This window comes from Pseudomonas sp. R38(2017) (genome assembly GCF_002112395.1).
Lineage (GTDB): Bacteria > Pseudomonadota > Gammaproteobacteria > Pseudomonadales > Pseudomonadaceae > Aquipseudomonas.
Genome location: NZ_NEHN01000011.1, coordinates 60,258 through 76,299 on the forward strand (window position 1 = coordinate 60,258; position 16,042 = coordinate 76,299).

Sequence of the window (16,042 nt, forward strand, 5' to 3'; positions counted from 1 at the left end):
GTTACGGAGGGTTACAGACATCGTCTAACAGTCGTCGAAAAACTGACTGCGCTGAAAGCCCCGGTTTTACTGGGCTTGCGGAGGGCGTTATTTTTTTGGACGGAATTTTGTTACCGTTTGCGCGACAAGCGCGCATTGCTACGAGAGGTTCTCGGCGGCATAATGTAGCCCCTTTTTTCTGCCCCTACATGTGGAAGGTTCCCGTGACTCAGAAGCCCGACCAGTGTCTTGGTGAATGGATCGACCGTGAAGCACTCGCAGAAGCGATGATTCCGCTTATCGGTCAGCTCTACCGCAATAACAACGTGGTGAGCTCGATCTATGGCCGCAGCCTGATCAACCAGTCTGTCATCGCGATTCTCAAAGCTCATCGCTTTGCTCGCCATCGTTCTTCCGACGATAGCGAACTCTCCGTCCACGAAACATTCCCTCTGCTGAAGGCCATGAGCGAGCTCAAGCTCGGCGCGGCTTCGGTGGATCTGGGCAAGTTGGCATTCAAATTCCGCGCTGAAGGCAATGGCCGCACGGCCGAACAATTCGTTCGCGAAGAGTTGGCCGATGTTGTGGGTCAGCAAAACGCCTCCGCGCGTAAAGGCACTGATGTCGTGCTGTACGGCTTCGGTCGTATCGGCCGTCTGCTGGCGCGCATCCTGATCGAAAAAACCGGTGGTGGCGACGGCTTGCGTCTGCGTGCCATCGTCGTGCGCAAAGGCGCCGAGAACGATCTGGTCAAGCGTGCCAGCCTGCTGCGTCGTGACTCGGTACACGGCCCGTTCGATGGCACTATCACCATCGACGAAGAAAACAACACCATCACCGCCAACGGCAACCTGATTCAGGTGATCTACGCCAAGAGCCCGAGCGAAGTCGACTACACCCAGTACGGCATCGAAAACGCGCTGATCGTAGACAATACCGGTGTATGGCGTGATGCCGACGGTCTGGGTCAGCACCTGGCCTGCCCGGGCGCTGCCCGCGTGATTCTCACCGCACCGGGTAAGGGCGCGCTGAAGAACATCGTTCACGGCATCAACCACGGCGACATCACCGCTGACGACAAGATCATCTCGGCGGCGTCCTGCACCACCAACGCCATCGTACCGGTGCTCAAGGCCGTCAACGATCAGTACGGCATCGTCAATGGCCATGTCGAAACCGTTCACTCGTTCACCAACGACCAGAACCTGATCGACAACTTCCACAAGGGCAGCCGTCGTGGCCGCGCCGCGCCGCTGAACATGGTTATCACCGAGACCGGTGCCGCCACTGCCGCTGCCAAGGCGCTGCCAGTGCTCAAGGGCAAGCTGACCGGCAACGCGATTCGCGTACCTACGCCGAACGTGTCGATGGCCATTTTGAACCTGAACCTGGAAAAGGCCACCACTCGCGAAGAAATCAACGAGTACCTGCGCCAGATGGCCATGCACTCGGATCTGCACAAGCAGATCGATTACGTCAGCTCGCAGGAAGTGGTTTCCACTGACTTCGTGGGCTCGCGTCACGCTGGTGTCGTGGATGCCGAGGCAACCATCACTCAGGACAACCGCGTTGTTCTGTACGTCTGGTATGACAACGAGTTCGGTTACAGCTGCCAGGTGGTTCGCGTGATGGAAGACATGGCCGGTGTAAACCCGCCAGCATTCCCGCGCTAAGCCTTAGCTGCAAATGAAAACGCCCCGACATTGTCGGGGCGTTTTTGTTTGTGCGCGATTTGTGTCAGCGGGGGATGGCTGCTTGTGCCGTGCGCAGTTCGTGCTTGTTGCCCCGGAACAGCACCAGGGTTGCGACCAGGCCCAATACGGCTGCGCCACTGAGCCAGATCCCCGGTGCCGCCTTGTTGTCCAGCACATGGATCAGGTAAGTGCAGGCAGCTGGCGTGAAGCCACCGAAGGTCGCTGTGGCCAGGCTGTAGGCCAGCGAGAAACCGGTTGTACGCACTTCCACCGGCATGATTTCGGTCAGCGCCACCACCATCGCGCCGTTGTACGAACCGTACAGGAACGACAGCCACAACTCGACGATCAGCAGATGGCTGAAGCTCGGGTTTGCCACCAGCCACGAAAGCGCCGGATAGGCGGTCAGGATCGCCAGGATCGTCGCCCCCAGCAGCAGGGGTTTACGTCCGATCTTGTCGGAAAGTGCACCCATTACCGGCAGCCAGAAGAAGTTCGACAGGCCGATGCACACCGTTACCAGCAATGCATCGAAGTCCGACAGGTGCAGTTCCGCCTTGCCGAAGGTCGGGGTGTAGGCGGTGATCAGGTAGAACGACACGGTGGTCATCACCACCAGTGCCATGCCGGCAAGGACAATGCCGAAGTTCTGACCGATCGAGCGGACGATTTCCTGCAAGGTAGGGCGATGTTTACGCGCCTGGAACTCCGGGGTTTCCTCCAGCGAGCGACGAATGACGAAGATCACCGGAACGATCATGCAGCCGATCAGGAACGGCACGCGCCAGCCCCATTCGCCCATCTGGTCCGGGCTCAGCCAGTGGTTGAGGCCAACGCCCAACAGTCCGGCGAACACCACAGCTGCTTGCTGGCTGGCGGACTGCCAGCTGACAAAGAAGCCCTTGCGCCCTGGTGTGGCGATTTCCGCCAGATACACCGACACGCCGCCCAGTTCCACGCCGGCCGAGAAGCCTTGCAGCAACCGGCCGAACAGTACGATCAGCGGCGCGGCGACACCGAGCGTGGCATAGCCCGGCACGCAGGCAATCAGCACGGTACCGGCCGCCATCAGTGCGAGGGTAATGATCAGGCCCTGACGTCGCCCGTGTCGGTCAATGTAGGCTCCAAGGAAGATCGCGCCCAAAGGACGCATCAAAAAGCCTGCGCCGAAGGTGGCGAGCGAAAGCATCAGGGAGGCGAAAGCGCTATCGGTAGGGAAGAAGGTCTTGGCGATGGCCGTGGCGTAGAAGCCGTAGACCATGAAGTCGAACATCTCGAGAAAGTTGCCGCTGACAACGCGAAAAATCGCTTTGCCTTTGCCCGTGGAGGAGGACATGTTCAGGTACTCACTTTTTTGATTTTGTATGAAAGCGGTGCAGCCGTTTGGGAGCGAGCGGGCTCTGTGGCCATAATGGCCGGCGCGGTTTTGCTCGGAGATGAAGAATTGTTAACTGGACGGTTTGTGGTTTTCGTGGGTCTGCTCGGCATTTTGTCCGGATGCGGCAACGGCGACTCCTTGGAGAGCTTCGGCGGCCCGACCATGGGCAGCACTTATTCGATCAAGTACGTACGCCGGGCCAATCTGCCTGCACCGCAGGATGTCCGCATCGAAGTGGAGAAGATTCTCGCCGACGTGGATCAACAAATGTCCACCTACCGCGCCGACTCCGATATTTCGCGTTTCAACGCATTACCCGCCGATCGCTGTCAGACCATGTCCGCACCGATCCTCGAACTGGTGCGGGTTGGCGAGCAGCTGTCACAACAAAGCGAAGGTTCCTACGACCTGACCGTAGAGCCGCTGCTCAATCTCTGGGGTTTCGGTCCCCAGGGGCGTGAAGAAAAAGTACCGAGCGCCGATGCGCTGGCCGAGGTGGAGAAACGGGTGGGCTACCGGCATTTACGTGTCGATGGCGACCAGTTATGCAAGGACGCGGCGGTCGAAGTCGATTTCAACAGCATCGCTGCCGGTTACGCGGTCGACACCATTGCCGCGCGGCTCGACGCCATGGGCATTCATGATTACCTCGCCGAAGCGACGGGCGAGCTCAAGGCGTCCGGCAAGAAACTCGATGGCTCGCCATGGCGCATCGCGCTGGAAGAGCCCCGTGACGATCAGCAGGTGGCGGAGCGCGTCATTAACGTCGATGGTTATGGCCTTTCCACGTCCGGTGACTACCGCAACTATTTTCAGCAGGATGGCCGGCGCTATTCCCACACCTTCGATGCCCGCACCGGGTCGCCCGTCCTACATGACCTGGCGTCAGTCACGGTGATACATCCTTCAGCCTTGATGGCCGATGGACTATCGACACTGTTGCTGATTCTCGGTCCGGAAAAGGCCTGGGACTATGCCGAAAAACACGACATTGGTGCATTCTTTGTGATTCGTGCCGATACAGGTTTCGTCACCCGCACCAGTCCGGCGTTCGAACGCCTCAGTGGCGCAAAAAATTGACCCGGGGCAATGCGAAAGCTGGTGTTGTAGTGCAGGCAAAAGTAGCCTACGACGCGACCAAGGGTTAATGTGCGCGGCGTTGACGCTTCTATAGACTATGTCCGGGTTTTCAACTGGCCCCCAATTGTTCCTTCGCGCCGTTGTTCGGCGTGATTTAGCCGCCGGTGCTGCTGGCACCGCGGCCTGTTCTGAGGAGTACGCATGGCTGTCTACAACTACGACGTGGTGGTGCTGGGTTCCGGCCCGGCGGGAGAAGGCGCGGCAATGAACGCCGCCAAAGCAGGGCGCAAGGTGGCGATGGTCGACAGCCGTCGCCAGGTCGGCGGTAACTGCACCCACCTGGGCACCATCCCGTCCAAGGCCCTGCGTCATTCGGTGCGGCAGATCATGCAGTTCAACACCAACCCGATGTTCCGTGCGATCGGTGAGCCGCGCTGGTTCTCCTTCCCGGACGTGTTGAAAAGCGCCGAGAAAGTCATCTCCAAACAAGTCGCTTCGCGTACCGGCTACTACGCCCGTAACCGCGTCGACGTGTTCTTCGGCACCGGCAGCTTCGCCGACGAGCAGACCATCGAAGTGGTCTGCGCCAACGGCGTGGTCGAGAAGCTGGTGGCCAAGCACATCATCATCGCCACCGGTTCGCGTCCTTATCGCCCGGCGGACATCGATTTCCACCACCCGCGCATCTACGATAGCGACACCATCCTCAGCCTCGGCCACACCCCGCGCAAACTGATCGTTTACGGCGCCGGCGTGATCGGTTGCGAATATGCTTCGATCTTCAGTGGTCTGGGCGTGCTGGTCGAACTGGTGGACAACCGCGGGCAATTGCTGAGCTTCCTCGACTCGGAAATCTCCCAGGCGTTGAGCTATCACTTCAGCAACAACAACATCACCGTGCGTCATAACGAAGAGTATGACCGCGTTGAAGGCGTGGACAACGGTGTGATCCTGCATCTGAAGTCCGGCAAGAAGATCAAGGCCGACGCCTTGCTCTGGTGCAACGGCCGTACCGGCAACACCGATCAGTTGGGGCTGGAAAACATCGGTGTCAAAGTCAACAGCCGTGGCCAGATCGAAGTCGACGAGAATTACCGCACCTGCGTGCAGAACATCTATGGCGCCGGTGATGTGATCGGCTGGCCAAGCCTGGCCAGCGCCGCCCACGACCAGGGTCGTTCGGCAGCCGGCAGCATCGTCGACAATGGCAGCTGGCGTTTCGTGAATGACGTGCCGACCGGCATCTACACCATTCCGGAGATCAGCTCGATCGGCAAGAACGAGCAGGAACTGACCCAGGCCAAGGTGCCGTACGAAGTGGGCAAGGCGTTCTTCAAGAGCATGGCGCGGGCGCAGATCGCCGGCGAGCCGCAAGGCATGCTGAAGATCCTGTTCCACCGTGAAACCCTGCAGGTGCTGGGCGTTCACTGCTTCGGTTATCAGGCGTCGGAGATCGTGCACATCGGTCAGGCGATCATGAACCAGCCGGGCGAGCTCAATACCTTGAAGTACTTCGTCAACACCACGTTCAACTACCCGACCATGGCCGAAGCCTATCGGGTAGCGGCGTACGATGGCCTCAATCGGCTTTTTTGACGGGCTCCGGCCGGTGGCCTGAGCCGGCCGGGGAGACCGATTTCAGCTATTCCCAAGGGTGGCAGTGGCCAAACCGGGAAAGTCTGTAATCAGGCTGTCAACGCCGAAGTCGGCGAGTCTGCGCATCAGCGCAGGCTCGTTGACGGTCCACACCGACACATGCAGCCCCTGACGCTGCGCCTTCTGCAGGCGTTCCGGCGTACACAGCGTCCAGTTCAAGGCCAGAATTTCACAGCCGTAGCTTGCGGCGACCTTCAGCGGATCGAGCCAGGCATACTCGGCCACCAGGCCCCGTGACACGTCCGGTACCAGATCCAGCGCCGCTTTCAATACTTCCCGCGAACTCGAAGTGATCGTCACCTTGTCGAGCAGCCCGTGCCTGACCGCCATTTCACGAATGGCCAGAACGGTGGTGGCGGCGCGGGTGCGCGAGGCGCTTTTGACTTCGAGCTGCCAGTGATCGAAATCACATTTCTCGAACAGTTCTTCCAGCGTCGGAATCGGGCACGGCTTGATCCAGCCTGGGCCACCCTTGCGGGCGTCGTAGGTCACCAGATCGGCGGCGGAGTGCTCGACCACCTTGCCACGGCGCTCGGTAGTGCGCTTGAGGGTCGGGTCGTGGATGACCATCAACTCGCAGTCCTTGGACAGGTGCAGGTCCAGTTCGCAACGGCGTACGCCGTGCTTGAGACATTCCTGAAAACTGGTCAGGGTGTTTTCCGGTGCTTCGCCCTTGGCGCCGCGGTGGCCGTAGATAAGGGTCACGGTTCTTCCTTAATTAAATGCCTGATTCGTTCTGTTCGCGGGCCAGACGTCTTTCCTGTGCCTGCTTTTGCAAAATATAGCGGGCGAGCAACTGGCGCTGGGCGTCGGTCAAGTGTTCGAACTCGGTGCCGATGTCGTAACCGTCACCCTTGCGGTCGCAATGGGTGACCCGGGCGCGCAGCAGCAGGCCGTGGGCCTGTGGCATCAACACCATTTTTACCGACAGGCGTGAGCCGGCGGCTATCGGGGTCGGGTTCTGGAAGTCGACACCGCCCTCGGAAATGATCACCGGTTGCGGCTCGCCGATCTGCCCCAGTGCGGTCAGGGCGATGACCTGACTGAGCAGGTCGATGCGCTTGTTCTGGGATTTCAGGAATGCCGCGATGGCACGGTCGCGTTCGTTGATCTGTCGCAACAGGTGTTGTGATTCGAATTCGCTCAGGTGCAGTTCACTGAGCACGTTGAATAACGGGGAAGCATCCTGCAACACTTCCTGGCCTGCGGCTTCAGCAGCGGACAGGGGCCGAATTTCCAGTGCGATCGAATCCTCGATACGGTAGTATTCGCGGCGATCTTCTTCATCTAATGTCGACATGGCGAACCCATGGTAGCGGCGGTGGTCTGAGTGTAAAGCTGGTTATCGACCCCCGCCACAAGGACGTTCCTTTTCCCTCCGAACAAGCCCCGACATGTTCAGACCTCTCTTCGTATTTATCGGCACGCGTTACACCCGTGCAAAGCGTCGCAATCATTTTGTGTCGTTTATTTCCCTGACTTCGATGATCGGGCTCGCCCTTGGCGTGGTCGTGATGATCGTGGTGTTGTCAGTGATGAACGGCTTCGATCATGAGATGCGCACCCGCGTGCTGGGCATGGTGCCCCACGCGACCATCGAATCCGGTGAAGCCATCAGCGACTGGCCGAGCCTGGCCGCCAAGGTCAAGCAGAACCCGCAGGTGGCGGCCGTCGCGCCGTTCACCCAGATGCAGGGCCTGCTGACCAACAACGGCCAGGTGTCCAAGGTGTTGCTCAATGCCATCGATCCGGCGCTGGAGCGCAACGTCTCGATCATCGACAACTTCATGAAGCAGGGCAAACTCGACGATTTGACGCCCGGCAGTTTCGGCATCGTGATCGGCGACAAGGCCGCGACCAAGCTCGGCGTGGGCCTCGGTGACAAGATCACCTTCGTCGCGCCGGAGGTCAGCGTGACCCCGGCCGGGATGTTCCCGCGCATGAAACGCTTCACCGTGGTCGGCATCTTCCATGTCGGCGCCGGCGAGCTGGACGGTTACCTGGGCGTCACCAACCTGCAGGATCTGGCGAAGATGCACCGCTGGAAGCCGGATCAGGTGCAGGGCCTGCGCCTGAAATTCGACGATCTGTTCCAGGCACCGCGCGAGGCGTGGAACATCGCCCAGCGCCTCGGCGAAGACCATTACTACGCTCGCGACTGGACCCGAACCCACGGCAACCTGTATCAGGCGATCCGCATGGAAAAAGCCATGATCGGCCTGCTGTTGCTGCTGATTGTCGCGGTTGCCGCGTTCAATATCATTTCAACGCTGGTGATGGTGGTGAACGACAAGAAAGGCGACATCGCCATCCTGCGCACGCTGGGCGCCACGCCGGGCACGATCATGCGCACGTTCATGGTGCAGGGCACGGTGATCGGCGTGGTCGGTACGGCCATCGGCGCCGTGGTCGGAATCCTGGCGGCGCTCAACGTCAGCGCCGCGATTTCGGCACTCGAAGGCTTGATCGGGCACAAGTTCCTCAACGCCGACGTGTATTTCATCGATTACCTGCCATCGCAGGTGCAGAGCCAGGACGTGATCATGGTCTGCGCTGCTGCATTGGTCCTGAGTTTCCTCGCCACCCTGTATCCAGCCTGGCGTGCCGCGCGCACCCAGCCGGCGGAGGCGCTACGTTATGAGTGAGTCGGGCATGAGTGAAAAAGCAATCCTGAGCTGCCGCAACCTGGGCAAGTCCTACGAGGAAGGCCCGGAGTCGGTGGAAGTACTGGCCAACCTGCAACTGGAGTTGCACCCGGGCGAGCGAGTGGCGATCGTCGGCAAGTCCGGTTCGGGCAAAAGTACCTTGCTCAACCTTCTTGGCGGTCTCGATACGCCGACCAAGGGCAGTGTCTGGCTCGACGGTGAAGAGCTCTCGGCGCTGAGCGAGAAGAAGCGTGGCCTGCTGCGTAACCGTGCCCTCGGCTTCGTGTACCAGTTCCACCACCTGCTGCCGGAGTTCACCGCGCTGGAAAACGTCTGCATGCCGCTGCTGATCGGCAAGACTGCGATCCCGGAAGCGCGTCAGCGGGCCACGGCGTTGCTGGAACGAGTGGGTCTGGGCCATCGCCTGGAACACAAACCGGCCGAGTTGTCCGGTGGCGAACGACAGCGCGTGGCCATTGCCCGTGCGCTGGTGAACAACCCGGGCCTGGTGATGCTCGACGAGCCGACCGGCAACCTCGACTCCCACACCGCCGAAGGCATTCAGGACCTGATGCTGGAGCTCAGCACTTCGATGCGCACGGCGTTCCTGGTGGTGACTCACGACATGAACCTGGCTCGCCAGATGGACCGCGTCCTGCAGTTGCAGGAAGGTTGCCTGACCCCCATCTGACGGCTTGAAACCCGATGCCTGAAAAGGCGTCGGGTCTTTTATTTTTATACGGTGCCCCAGCGAATGTTCAGACCGTTATCGATCTTTATCGGCACGCGCTATACCCGCGCCAAGCGCCGCAATCGCTTTGTTTCATTCATTTCGATGACCTCGATGATCGGTCTCGCCCTCGGCGTGCTGGCGATGATCGTAGTGCTGTCGGTGATGAACGGCTTCCAGCGTGAAATGAGCTCGCGCATTCTCGGCATGGTGCCTCACGCGACCATCGTCGGCGTCAAGCCGATTGACGACTGGCAGCCGGTGGCTGCTGCTGCCCTGAAGAATCCTGAAGTCACGGCCGCCGTGCCGTTCACCGAGATGGAAGGTATGCTGTCCTACAAGGGCATGATGCAGCCGATCCAGATCAGTGGCGTCGACCCGGCCCAGGAAGGCAAGGTATCGATCGTGGCCCAGCATATCGTTCAGGGCCGTCTCGATGCCTTGAAGCCGGGCGAATTCGGTGTGGTGCTGGGTGAAATCACGGCCCGGCGTTTCCGCCTGAACGTCGGCGACAAGATCACCCTGATTGTGCCGGAAGTCAGCACTGCACCCGGCGGCATCACCCCGCGTATGCAGCGTCTGAATGTGGTCGGCATCTTCAAGGTCGGCGCCGAGCTGGACGGTTCCATGGGGCTGATCCATGTGGCCGATGCAGCGACCATGCAGCACTGGGAGCCGAATCAGGTGCAGAGCGTGCGTCTGGCGGTGAAGGACTTGTATGCCGCGCCGAAGGTTTCGTCCGACATCGCCACCGGCCTTGGCACTGATTTCAAGGCTGACGACTGGACCCACACCCAGGGTAGCCTGTTCAGCGCAATGAAAATGGAAAAGACCATGATCGGTCTGTTGCTGTTGATGATCGTCGCGGTGGCGGCGTTCAACATCATCGCGACTTTGATCATGGTGGTGAACGACAAGGGCGCGGACATTGCGATCCTGCGCACCATCGGCGCCACGCCACGGCAGATCATGGCGATCTTCATGGTGCAGGGCACGGTGATCGGCATCGTCGGCACCATCATTGGTGGCGTGTTGGGCGTGATTGCCGCGCTGAATGTCAGTGAGATGGTGGGCTGGGTCGAGCGAGTGACCGGGCAGCACATCTTCAGTTCCGACGTGTATTTCGTCAGCAACCTGCCCTCGGAATTGCAGGGCGGCGACGTGCTACTGATCTGCTCGGCGGGCTTCATTCTCAGCTTCCTGGCCACCGTCTACCCGGCGTGGCGGGCGGCGAAGATCGAGCCGGCGCACGCGTTGCGTTACTCGTAAGCTCCCCCATTGAGGCCGGCATTGCCGGCCTCAATCGTTTTGCGGCAACTCAATCACAAACCGCGTCCAGCCCTGAGCGGATTCGCAATGAATCTGCCCGCGATGGGCCCGGATGATCGACTGAGTGATCGCCAGTCCCAATCCGGCGTGTTCGCTGCTGCCTTCCTGGCGCGCCGGATCAGCCCGGTAAAAGCGGTCGAACAAACGCGGCAACAACTCCGAAGAAATCCCCTCGCCACTGTTCTCCACGGTCACTCTCAAGGATTTCGCCTGTTCAGCGATGCGCACGCGCACATCGCCTGCTGACGGCGTGAAGCGCAATGCGTTATCCAGCAGATTCGACAGCGCCCGGCGCAGCATCGCGCGGTCACCTTCAAACCGACCCTTACCTTCACGGCTCAGGCTTACCTGAGCGTCTTCGGCCAGCGGCGCAAAAAACTCCAGCAACGCATCGGTTTCTTCCGCCAGCTCCAGGGGTTCACGCTTGGGCACCAGCAATCCGTGGTCAGCCTTGGCCAGATAAAGCATGTCGTTGACCAGTTGCGCCATCCATTGCAGCTCTTCGAGGTTGCTGTGCAGGGCCTCGCGATAATCTTCGAGTGGACGAGGGCGGGTGAGGGTGACCTGTGTGTGGGTCAGCAGGTTCGACAGCGGGGTGCGCAGTTCATGGGCGATGTCGGCGGAGAACGCCGAAAGTCGCTGAAAAGAATCATCGAGACGTCCGAGCATGGCGTTGAAGCTGTGGGCCAGTTCCGTGAGTTCTGCAGGCATTTGCGCTTCCGGGAGTCGTGCATTCAGCGATTGGGCCGAAATCCCACGAGCGACTGCGCTCATTCGACGTAATGGACGAAGACCGCTACGGGCTGCCCAGGCGCCGAGCAGCGCGGTCGCCAGCGCCGAAAGACCGACGGTCAGCCAGATCAGATGCTGCATGCGTTGCAGGAAGTGCTGGTGGTGGGTGATGTCCAGCAGCAGGGTCAACTGTGGCGAGTCGGGTTGTTCCGGGTAAAGCGGAGCATTGAGCAGACGGTAATCCGTGCCGCTATCGTTGACGGTGGCCAGGCCGTGCTGCTGTGGCAGGTTCGCCGGCATTTGCAGGGAACGGCCGAACCAGCGCTGCCCCTCGGGGCCGCTGATGCGCAGGGTGACATCGCCCTGTTGGCTCAACTCATCGGTGATATGTGCGGCGTCGCTGCCACTCAGCAACGTCTGACGCACATTGATCAGCTTGCTTTCGAGCATTTGCCGGTCGAGTTCAATGAAGTGCGCCTCGCTGGCCCGATTGAAGACCACGCCCGCCACCAGCGAAACCGTCGCGGTGCACGCGGCGAACAGCAACGCCAGCCGACTGCCGAGTGACAGGCGGCGCATCAGACAGCACGCTCTTCAAGCACGTACCCCATGCCGCGCACGGTGTGGATCAGTTTGTCGGGAAAGTCATCATCGATCTTCAGGCGCAGACGGCGAATCGCCACTTCGATCACGTTGGTGTCGCTGTCGAAGTTCATGTCCCAGACCTGGGAGGCGATCAGGGATTTGGGCAGCACTTCGCCTTGGCGTCGCAGGAGCATTTCCAGCAGGGCAAACTCTTTCGCCGTCAGATCGATGCGTTGACCACCGCGTTCGACCCGGCGGCGAATCAGGTCCAGGCGCAGATCGGCCAGTTGCAGGCAGGTTTCCTGCGGTGTGGCGCTGCCACGTCTTAATAGGCTGCGCACCCGGGCCAACAGTTCGGAGAAGGCGAAGGGTTTGACCAGATAATCGTCGGCACCGAGTTCCAGGCCGTGAACCCGGTCTTCCACGGTGTCCTTGGCCGTCAGAAACAGGATCGGCGTTTCCAGCCCGGCACTGCGTACCGCTTGCAGAATCTGCCAGCCATTGCGCCCGGGCAGCATCACGTCGAGGATCAGCAGGGCGTAGTCACCGCTCAACGCCAGTTGTTGCCCGGTGTTGCCGTCGGCCACCAGTTCAGTGTTGAAACCGGCCTCGGTCAGTCCCTGGCGCAGGTAGTGGCCGGTTTTCGGTTGGTCTTCGACGATCAGCAGTTTCATGGGCAACTCGGGGTTGTAGGATCGAAAGCTTTATACCGTGGGACGTTGTCACAAGCGCCAAGCTGACAAAGTTGTAATCTGCCTGTCAGGTAGCTGCCAGCGCGGGCGGACTAAAGTTTCCCACAGGCTGAACCTTTTCTTGTTGGAGTATGACTATGTTTTTGCGCAACCCTCTGGCCGTCGCCGCCTGTTTGCTGGCGCTGAGTTCATCCGTCTGGGCCGACCCTGCGCACACGTATGACTTCGGCCAGTCGGCGCCGGCCGCCAAGGCCAGTCGTAGCATTAAAGTGGTGATGGGCGACATGTCGTTCGATCCGAAGGCCATCGACATCAAGGCCGGTGAGACCATTCGTTTTGTTTTGGTGAATAAAGGCCAGTTGCTGCACGAATTCAACCTCGGCGATGCAGCGATGCATGCCAAACATCAGCAGGAAATGTTGCAGATGCAGCAAAGCGGCATGCTGACGCCGACCGGCATGAAGGAAATGTCCCACGATATGGCGGGCATGGATCATGGTTCGATGGGGCACGTCATGAAGCACGACGACCCTAACAGCGTGCTGGTCGAGCCCGGCAAGACCGCCGAGTTGACCTGGACCTTCAACAAGGCGACCAGCCTGGAGTTTGCCTGCAATATTCCCGGGCACTACCAGGCCGGAATGGTCGGCAAACTGACTGTCAGTCAGTAAGCACTCAAAGGCGGGAGCAAAGGCTGATAGAATCCGCTGATTCTTCAGTCAGGTTTCCGCCATGCATCCCGCAGCCGAACATTCGCCGCTGGGCAAGTCCAGCGAATACATCGCCACTTACACACCGTCCTTGCTCTTTCCGATCCCGCGCACCGCGAAGTGGGCCGAGCTGGGCCTGACCGCCGAGACCCTGCCCTATAAAGGTGTGGATTTCTGGAACTGCTTCGAACTGTCGTGGTTGCTGCAGTCGGGAAAACCGGTGGTGGCGATCGGCGAATTCAGCATTCCGGCGGACTCGCCGAACATCATCGAATCCAAGTCCTTCAAGCTGTACCTGAACTCGTTGAACCAGACCCCGTTCGCTGATACAGAGAGCCTGGAGGCAACGCTGGTCAAGGACTTGTCCGCCGCTGCCGGCAAGCCGGTGGGTGTGCGGGTCCGCAGCCTGAAAGAGGTCGAAGCCGAAGGCGTGGTCGCGCTGCCGGGTGTGTGCATTGATGACCTGGATATCAGCGTCAGCAACTACGAACATCCGCGTCCCGAACTGCTGCGCTGCGACGATTCGCGCGTGGTGGAGGAGAGCGTGCACAGCCATCTGCTCAAATCCAACTGCCCGGTGACCAGCCAGCCGGACTGGGGCAGTGTGGTGGTGGAATATCGGGGCGCGGCGCTGGATCACGCCAGTCTGTTGGAATACATCGTCAGCTTCCGCCAGCACTCGGACTTCCATGAGCAATGCGTTGAGCGGATTTTCCTCGACCTGCAGCGTTTGCTGAAACCGGAAAAACTGACGGTGTTCGCACGTTACGTGCGCCGGGGCGGGCTGGATATCAACCCGTACCGCAGCACGGAAAGTGTGCAGTTGCCGAACCATCGCCTGGTTCGTCAGTAACCCGCAACGCGCACATGAAAAAGCCCTGCCATCACTGGCAGGGCTTTTTTGTATTCGCGAGCTTCAGATTCCCATGCTGACCAGGGAATTCACGATGTTGCGCAGGGTGCCGGCGATGGTGGGGTGTTCGAGTTCGAAGCGTTCGACGGCCAGGTTCACGCCATCGGCGAGATTGGAATCCTGGGTTTTGGTTTCCAGTTCAAGTTCCAGTTCGATCTGTTGCATCAGTGCGTGCAGGTCTGCGCGCTCGGCTTCCGACAGCGGCGGATTCTGATCCAGTTGCTCGCGCAGGGTGTTGAGCTGTTCTTGCAGTTCGCGGGCGGGCATGGTGTTTTCCTTTTATCGAGAGGCACTGGCATAGACCGCAGCCGTGCGCCAAAGGTCTATGGCTCTCCTTAAGACTAATCCACTCTCGATGAACCTGCATGATCCCGGTCAGGGCTTTTCGCCTTTGAGGCGGCGCAGACTGATGTCCGCCAGGCAGGTGTCGAGTTCGCCCAGATGATCGATCACCGAGTGCACGCCCAGGCCGAATAGTTGCACCGTGGCCTTGCCGCGCAGTTGTTCGCGTTCTTTCTGACTGAGGTCTTGCCATTCGCTCGGGGTCAGGCCGCAGAGTGAGCCGCAGGACGCCAGGCCAATGGTCCACAGCCCGGCATTCAGGCCCGATTGCAGTAAACGCGGTTCGCCACTGACCAACACGCAGCCGTCCAGGCGATCGACATTCAACGTCATCAGGGCTTGCCAGCAGGCATTCGGTGCCGGCCATGGATTGTGTGTTGCCGAATGTTGCGAAGGTTTGATCCAGTCAGGCAACCCGGATGCAAGTACTTGGGAGAGGGCAGGGGGCAAGTCATCGAGCCAGGCGCAGGGGATCAGTTGGCGCTGCAGGCTGCGCAGGCTGTCGAGCGCGCCTGGCGTGGCGTCGGCGTGCTCTGTGCCGGGGCTGGCGTGATCGCGGGCACGGGCGCCGAAGTCCACCAGGCAACCGCTGAGCCCGAACAGCACGGCCGTCAGGTTGGGGGCGGACAGGGGCAAGGCTTCGGCTTGAGGCATGGAAAACATCCCTGAAATAGAAGTCAGGCTAAGCATTGCCGGTGACAGTTGGATGACAAGTGCGTGACGATGCGTCCTACAGAGGTGTTCACGCCGGAAATGCCTAAAACCTTGTTTCCGTCTTATACTGCACCTCTTATGACCGTGGCCCGCATGCCGCGTATGTACAATCCAAGGAGTTTTTCTATGCGCTGGAGCAACCCTCTCGCTCAGCTTTGTGTATGCGCCAGCGTGATGCTGGTTCCGTTCGTTGCCCAGGCGGCAACGGAAGAAGACCCTTGGGAAAGCGTCAACCGTCCGATCTTCCAGTTCAACGACTTCGTCGACACTTACGCGCTGAAACCTCTGGCGCAGGGCTATGAATATGTAACGCCGCAATTCCTGGAAGACGGCATCCACAACATGTTCCGCAACGTCGGCGATATCACCAACCTGGCGAACAACATCCTGCAGGCCAAACCGGCCGCCGCCGGTGTCGACACCGCGCGCTTGATCTTCAACACCACCTTCGGCCTGCTGGGCTTCTTCGATGTGGGCACCAAGATGGGCCTGCAGCGTAGTGATGAAGACTTCGGCCAGACCCTCGGCTACTGGGGCGTCAGCAGCGGTCCGTACGTGATGCTGCCGTTGCTCGGCCCGAGCACCCTGCGTGATGCGCCGTCCAAGTACGTAGACACCTACACCGCACCGTACCGCTACATGAACGACATCCCGGCGCGCAACACCATCTACGGCCTGAACATCGTCGACACCCGCGCCAGCCTGCTGTCCAGCGAGAAGCTGATCAGCGGCGACAAGTACACTTTCATCCGCAATGCCTACCTGCAGAACCGCGAGTTCAAGGTCAAGGACGGCCACGTCGAAGACGATTTTTGATCTCGATTGATCGACATGAAGGGGCGACCGCGAGGTCGCCTTTTTTG

At 60.0% G+C, this 16,042-nt stretch carries 16 protein-coding genes; 9 read left to right on the plus strand and 7 right to left on the minus strand.

Going from position 1 to position 16,042, the window contains the following annotated elements; all coding sequences use genetic code 11:
- Positions 1 to 188: 188 nt before the first annotated feature.
- Positions 189 to 1,652, plus strand: a complete 1,464-nt coding sequence (locus tag CAF87_RS24700) for a glyceraldehyde-3-phosphate dehydrogenase (protein WP_085713147.1) — start codon at positions 189 to 191, stop codon at positions 1,650 to 1,652.
- A 64-nt stretch (positions 1,653 to 1,716) separates the two neighbouring features.
- On the opposite strand, the gene CAF87_RS24705 is transcribed toward CAF87_RS24700, so the two are convergent.
- Positions 1,717 to 3,009, minus strand: a complete 1,293-nt coding sequence (locus tag CAF87_RS24705) for an MFS transporter (RefSeq protein WP_085733490.1) — start codon at positions 3,007 to 3,009, stop codon at positions 1,717 to 1,719.
- A gap of 75 nt (positions 3,010 to 3,084) precedes the next feature.
- Here CAF87_RS24705 and CAF87_RS24710 point away from each other — a divergent pair, with 75 nt between their 5' ends.
- Together CAF87_RS24710 and sthA are read left to right on the plus strand one after the other, a co-directional pair.
- The gene (locus tag CAF87_RS24710; RefSeq protein ID WP_139831750.1) at positions 3,085 to 4,131 is read left to right on the plus strand and encodes an FAD:protein FMN transferase; all 1,047 of its coding nucleotides are present in this window, start codon (positions 3,085 to 3,087) and stop codon (positions 4,129 to 4,131) included.
- Positions 4,132 to 4,332: 201 nt separating this feature from the next.
- Positions 4,333 to 5,727: a Si-specific NAD(P)(+) transhydrogenase gene (gene sthA / locus CAF87_RS24715; protein WP_065260713.1), complete on the plus strand. Its 1,395-nt coding sequence runs from the start codon at positions 4,333 to 4,335 to the stop codon at positions 5,725 to 5,727.
- Positions 5,728 to 5,769: 42 nt separating this feature from the next.
- Here sthA and CAF87_RS24720 read toward each other — a convergent pair whose 3' ends face one another.
- Positions 5,770 to 6,492: a glycerophosphodiester phosphodiesterase gene (locus CAF87_RS24720; RefSeq protein ID WP_085733491.1), complete on the minus strand. Its 723-nt coding sequence runs from the start codon at positions 6,490 to 6,492 to the stop codon at positions 5,770 to 5,772.
- 13 nt (positions 6,493 to 6,505) lie between these two features.
- Entirely contained in the window at positions 6,506 to 7,087 is a 582-nt protein-coding gene (locus CAF87_RS24725) for a PilZ domain-containing protein (protein ID WP_085713152.1), read from the minus strand.
- A 94-nt stretch (positions 7,088 to 7,181) separates the two neighbouring features.
- On the opposite strand from CAF87_RS24725, the gene CAF87_RS24730 reads away from it, so the two are divergent.
- The 3 genes from CAF87_RS24730 to CAF87_RS24740 all read left to right on the plus strand — a co-directional run bounded on the left by CAF87_RS24730 (position 7,182) and on the right by CAF87_RS24740 (position 10,431).
- Positions 7,182 to 8,432, plus strand: coding sequence for a lipoprotein-releasing ABC transporter permease subunit (locus CAF87_RS24730; RefSeq protein WP_085733492.1), 1,251 nt, complete (start codon positions 7,182 to 7,184; stop codon positions 8,430 to 8,432).
- Between the two features lie 7 nt (positions 8,433 to 8,439).
- Positions 8,440 to 9,123: a lipoprotein-releasing ABC transporter ATP-binding protein LolD gene (gene lolD, locus CAF87_RS24735; protein ID WP_167443782.1), complete on the plus strand. Its 684-nt coding sequence runs from the start codon at positions 8,440 to 8,442 to the stop codon at positions 9,121 to 9,123.
- 63 nt (positions 9,124 to 9,186) lie between these two features.
- Positions 9,187 to 10,431, plus strand: a complete 1,245-nt coding sequence (locus CAF87_RS24740) for a lipoprotein-releasing ABC transporter permease subunit (RefSeq protein ID WP_085713155.1) — start codon at positions 9,187 to 9,189, stop codon at positions 10,429 to 10,431.
- A gap of 30 nt (positions 10,432 to 10,461) precedes the next feature.
- Here CAF87_RS24740 and CAF87_RS24745 read toward each other — a convergent pair whose 3' ends face one another.
- Positions 10,462 to 11,802, minus strand: coding sequence for a heavy metal sensor histidine kinase (locus tag CAF87_RS24745; RefSeq protein WP_085733493.1), 1,341 nt, complete (start codon positions 11,800 to 11,802; stop codon positions 10,462 to 10,464).
- Positions 11,802 to 12,482 (minus strand): heavy metal response regulator transcription factor, encoded by a 681-nt coding sequence (locus CAF87_RS24750; protein WP_085733494.1) that lies wholly within the window; start codon positions 12,480 to 12,482, stop codon positions 11,802 to 11,804. Before CAF87_RS24750 ends, CAF87_RS24745 begins: the two co-directional genes overlap by 1 nt.
- Before the next feature lie 155 nt (positions 12,483 to 12,637).
- On the opposite strand from CAF87_RS24750, the gene CAF87_RS24755 reads away from it, so the two are divergent.
- Together CAF87_RS24755 and queF are read left to right on the plus strand one after the other, a co-directional pair.
- Positions 12,638 to 13,171 (plus strand): plastocyanin/azurin family copper-binding protein, encoded by a 534-nt coding sequence (locus tag CAF87_RS24755; protein ID WP_085733495.1) that lies wholly within the window; start codon positions 12,638 to 12,640, stop codon positions 13,169 to 13,171.
- A 61-nt stretch (positions 13,172 to 13,232) separates the two neighbouring features.
- Positions 13,233 to 14,063 (plus strand): NADPH-dependent 7-cyano-7-deazaguanine reductase QueF, encoded by an 831-nt coding sequence (queF, locus tag CAF87_RS24760; RefSeq protein ID WP_085733496.1) that lies wholly within the window; start codon positions 13,233 to 13,235, stop codon positions 14,061 to 14,063.
- 63 nt (positions 14,064 to 14,126) lie between these two features.
- Here queF and CAF87_RS24765 read toward each other — a convergent pair whose 3' ends face one another.
- The gene (locus CAF87_RS24765) at positions 14,127 to 14,390 is read right to left on the minus strand and encodes a DUF4404 family protein (RefSeq protein WP_085713160.1); all 264 of its coding nucleotides are present in this window, start codon (positions 14,388 to 14,390) and stop codon (positions 14,127 to 14,129) included.
- A gap of 108 nt (positions 14,391 to 14,498) precedes the next feature.
- Positions 14,499 to 15,119 carry a phosphatase gene (locus CAF87_RS24770; RefSeq protein WP_085733497.1) on the minus strand — a complete coding sequence of 207 codons (621 nt, stop codon included), beginning with the start codon at positions 15,117 to 15,119 and terminating at the stop codon, positions 14,499 to 14,501.
- A 186-nt stretch (positions 15,120 to 15,305) separates the two neighbouring features.
- Here CAF87_RS24770 and CAF87_RS24775 point away from each other — a divergent pair, with 186 nt between their 5' ends.
- On the plus strand, positions 15,306 to 15,995 hold the full coding sequence (locus CAF87_RS24775; RefSeq protein ID WP_085713162.1) for a VacJ family lipoprotein: 690 nt from the start codon (positions 15,306 to 15,308) through the stop codon (positions 15,993 to 15,995).
- Positions 15,996 to 16,042: the final 47 nt, after the last annotated feature.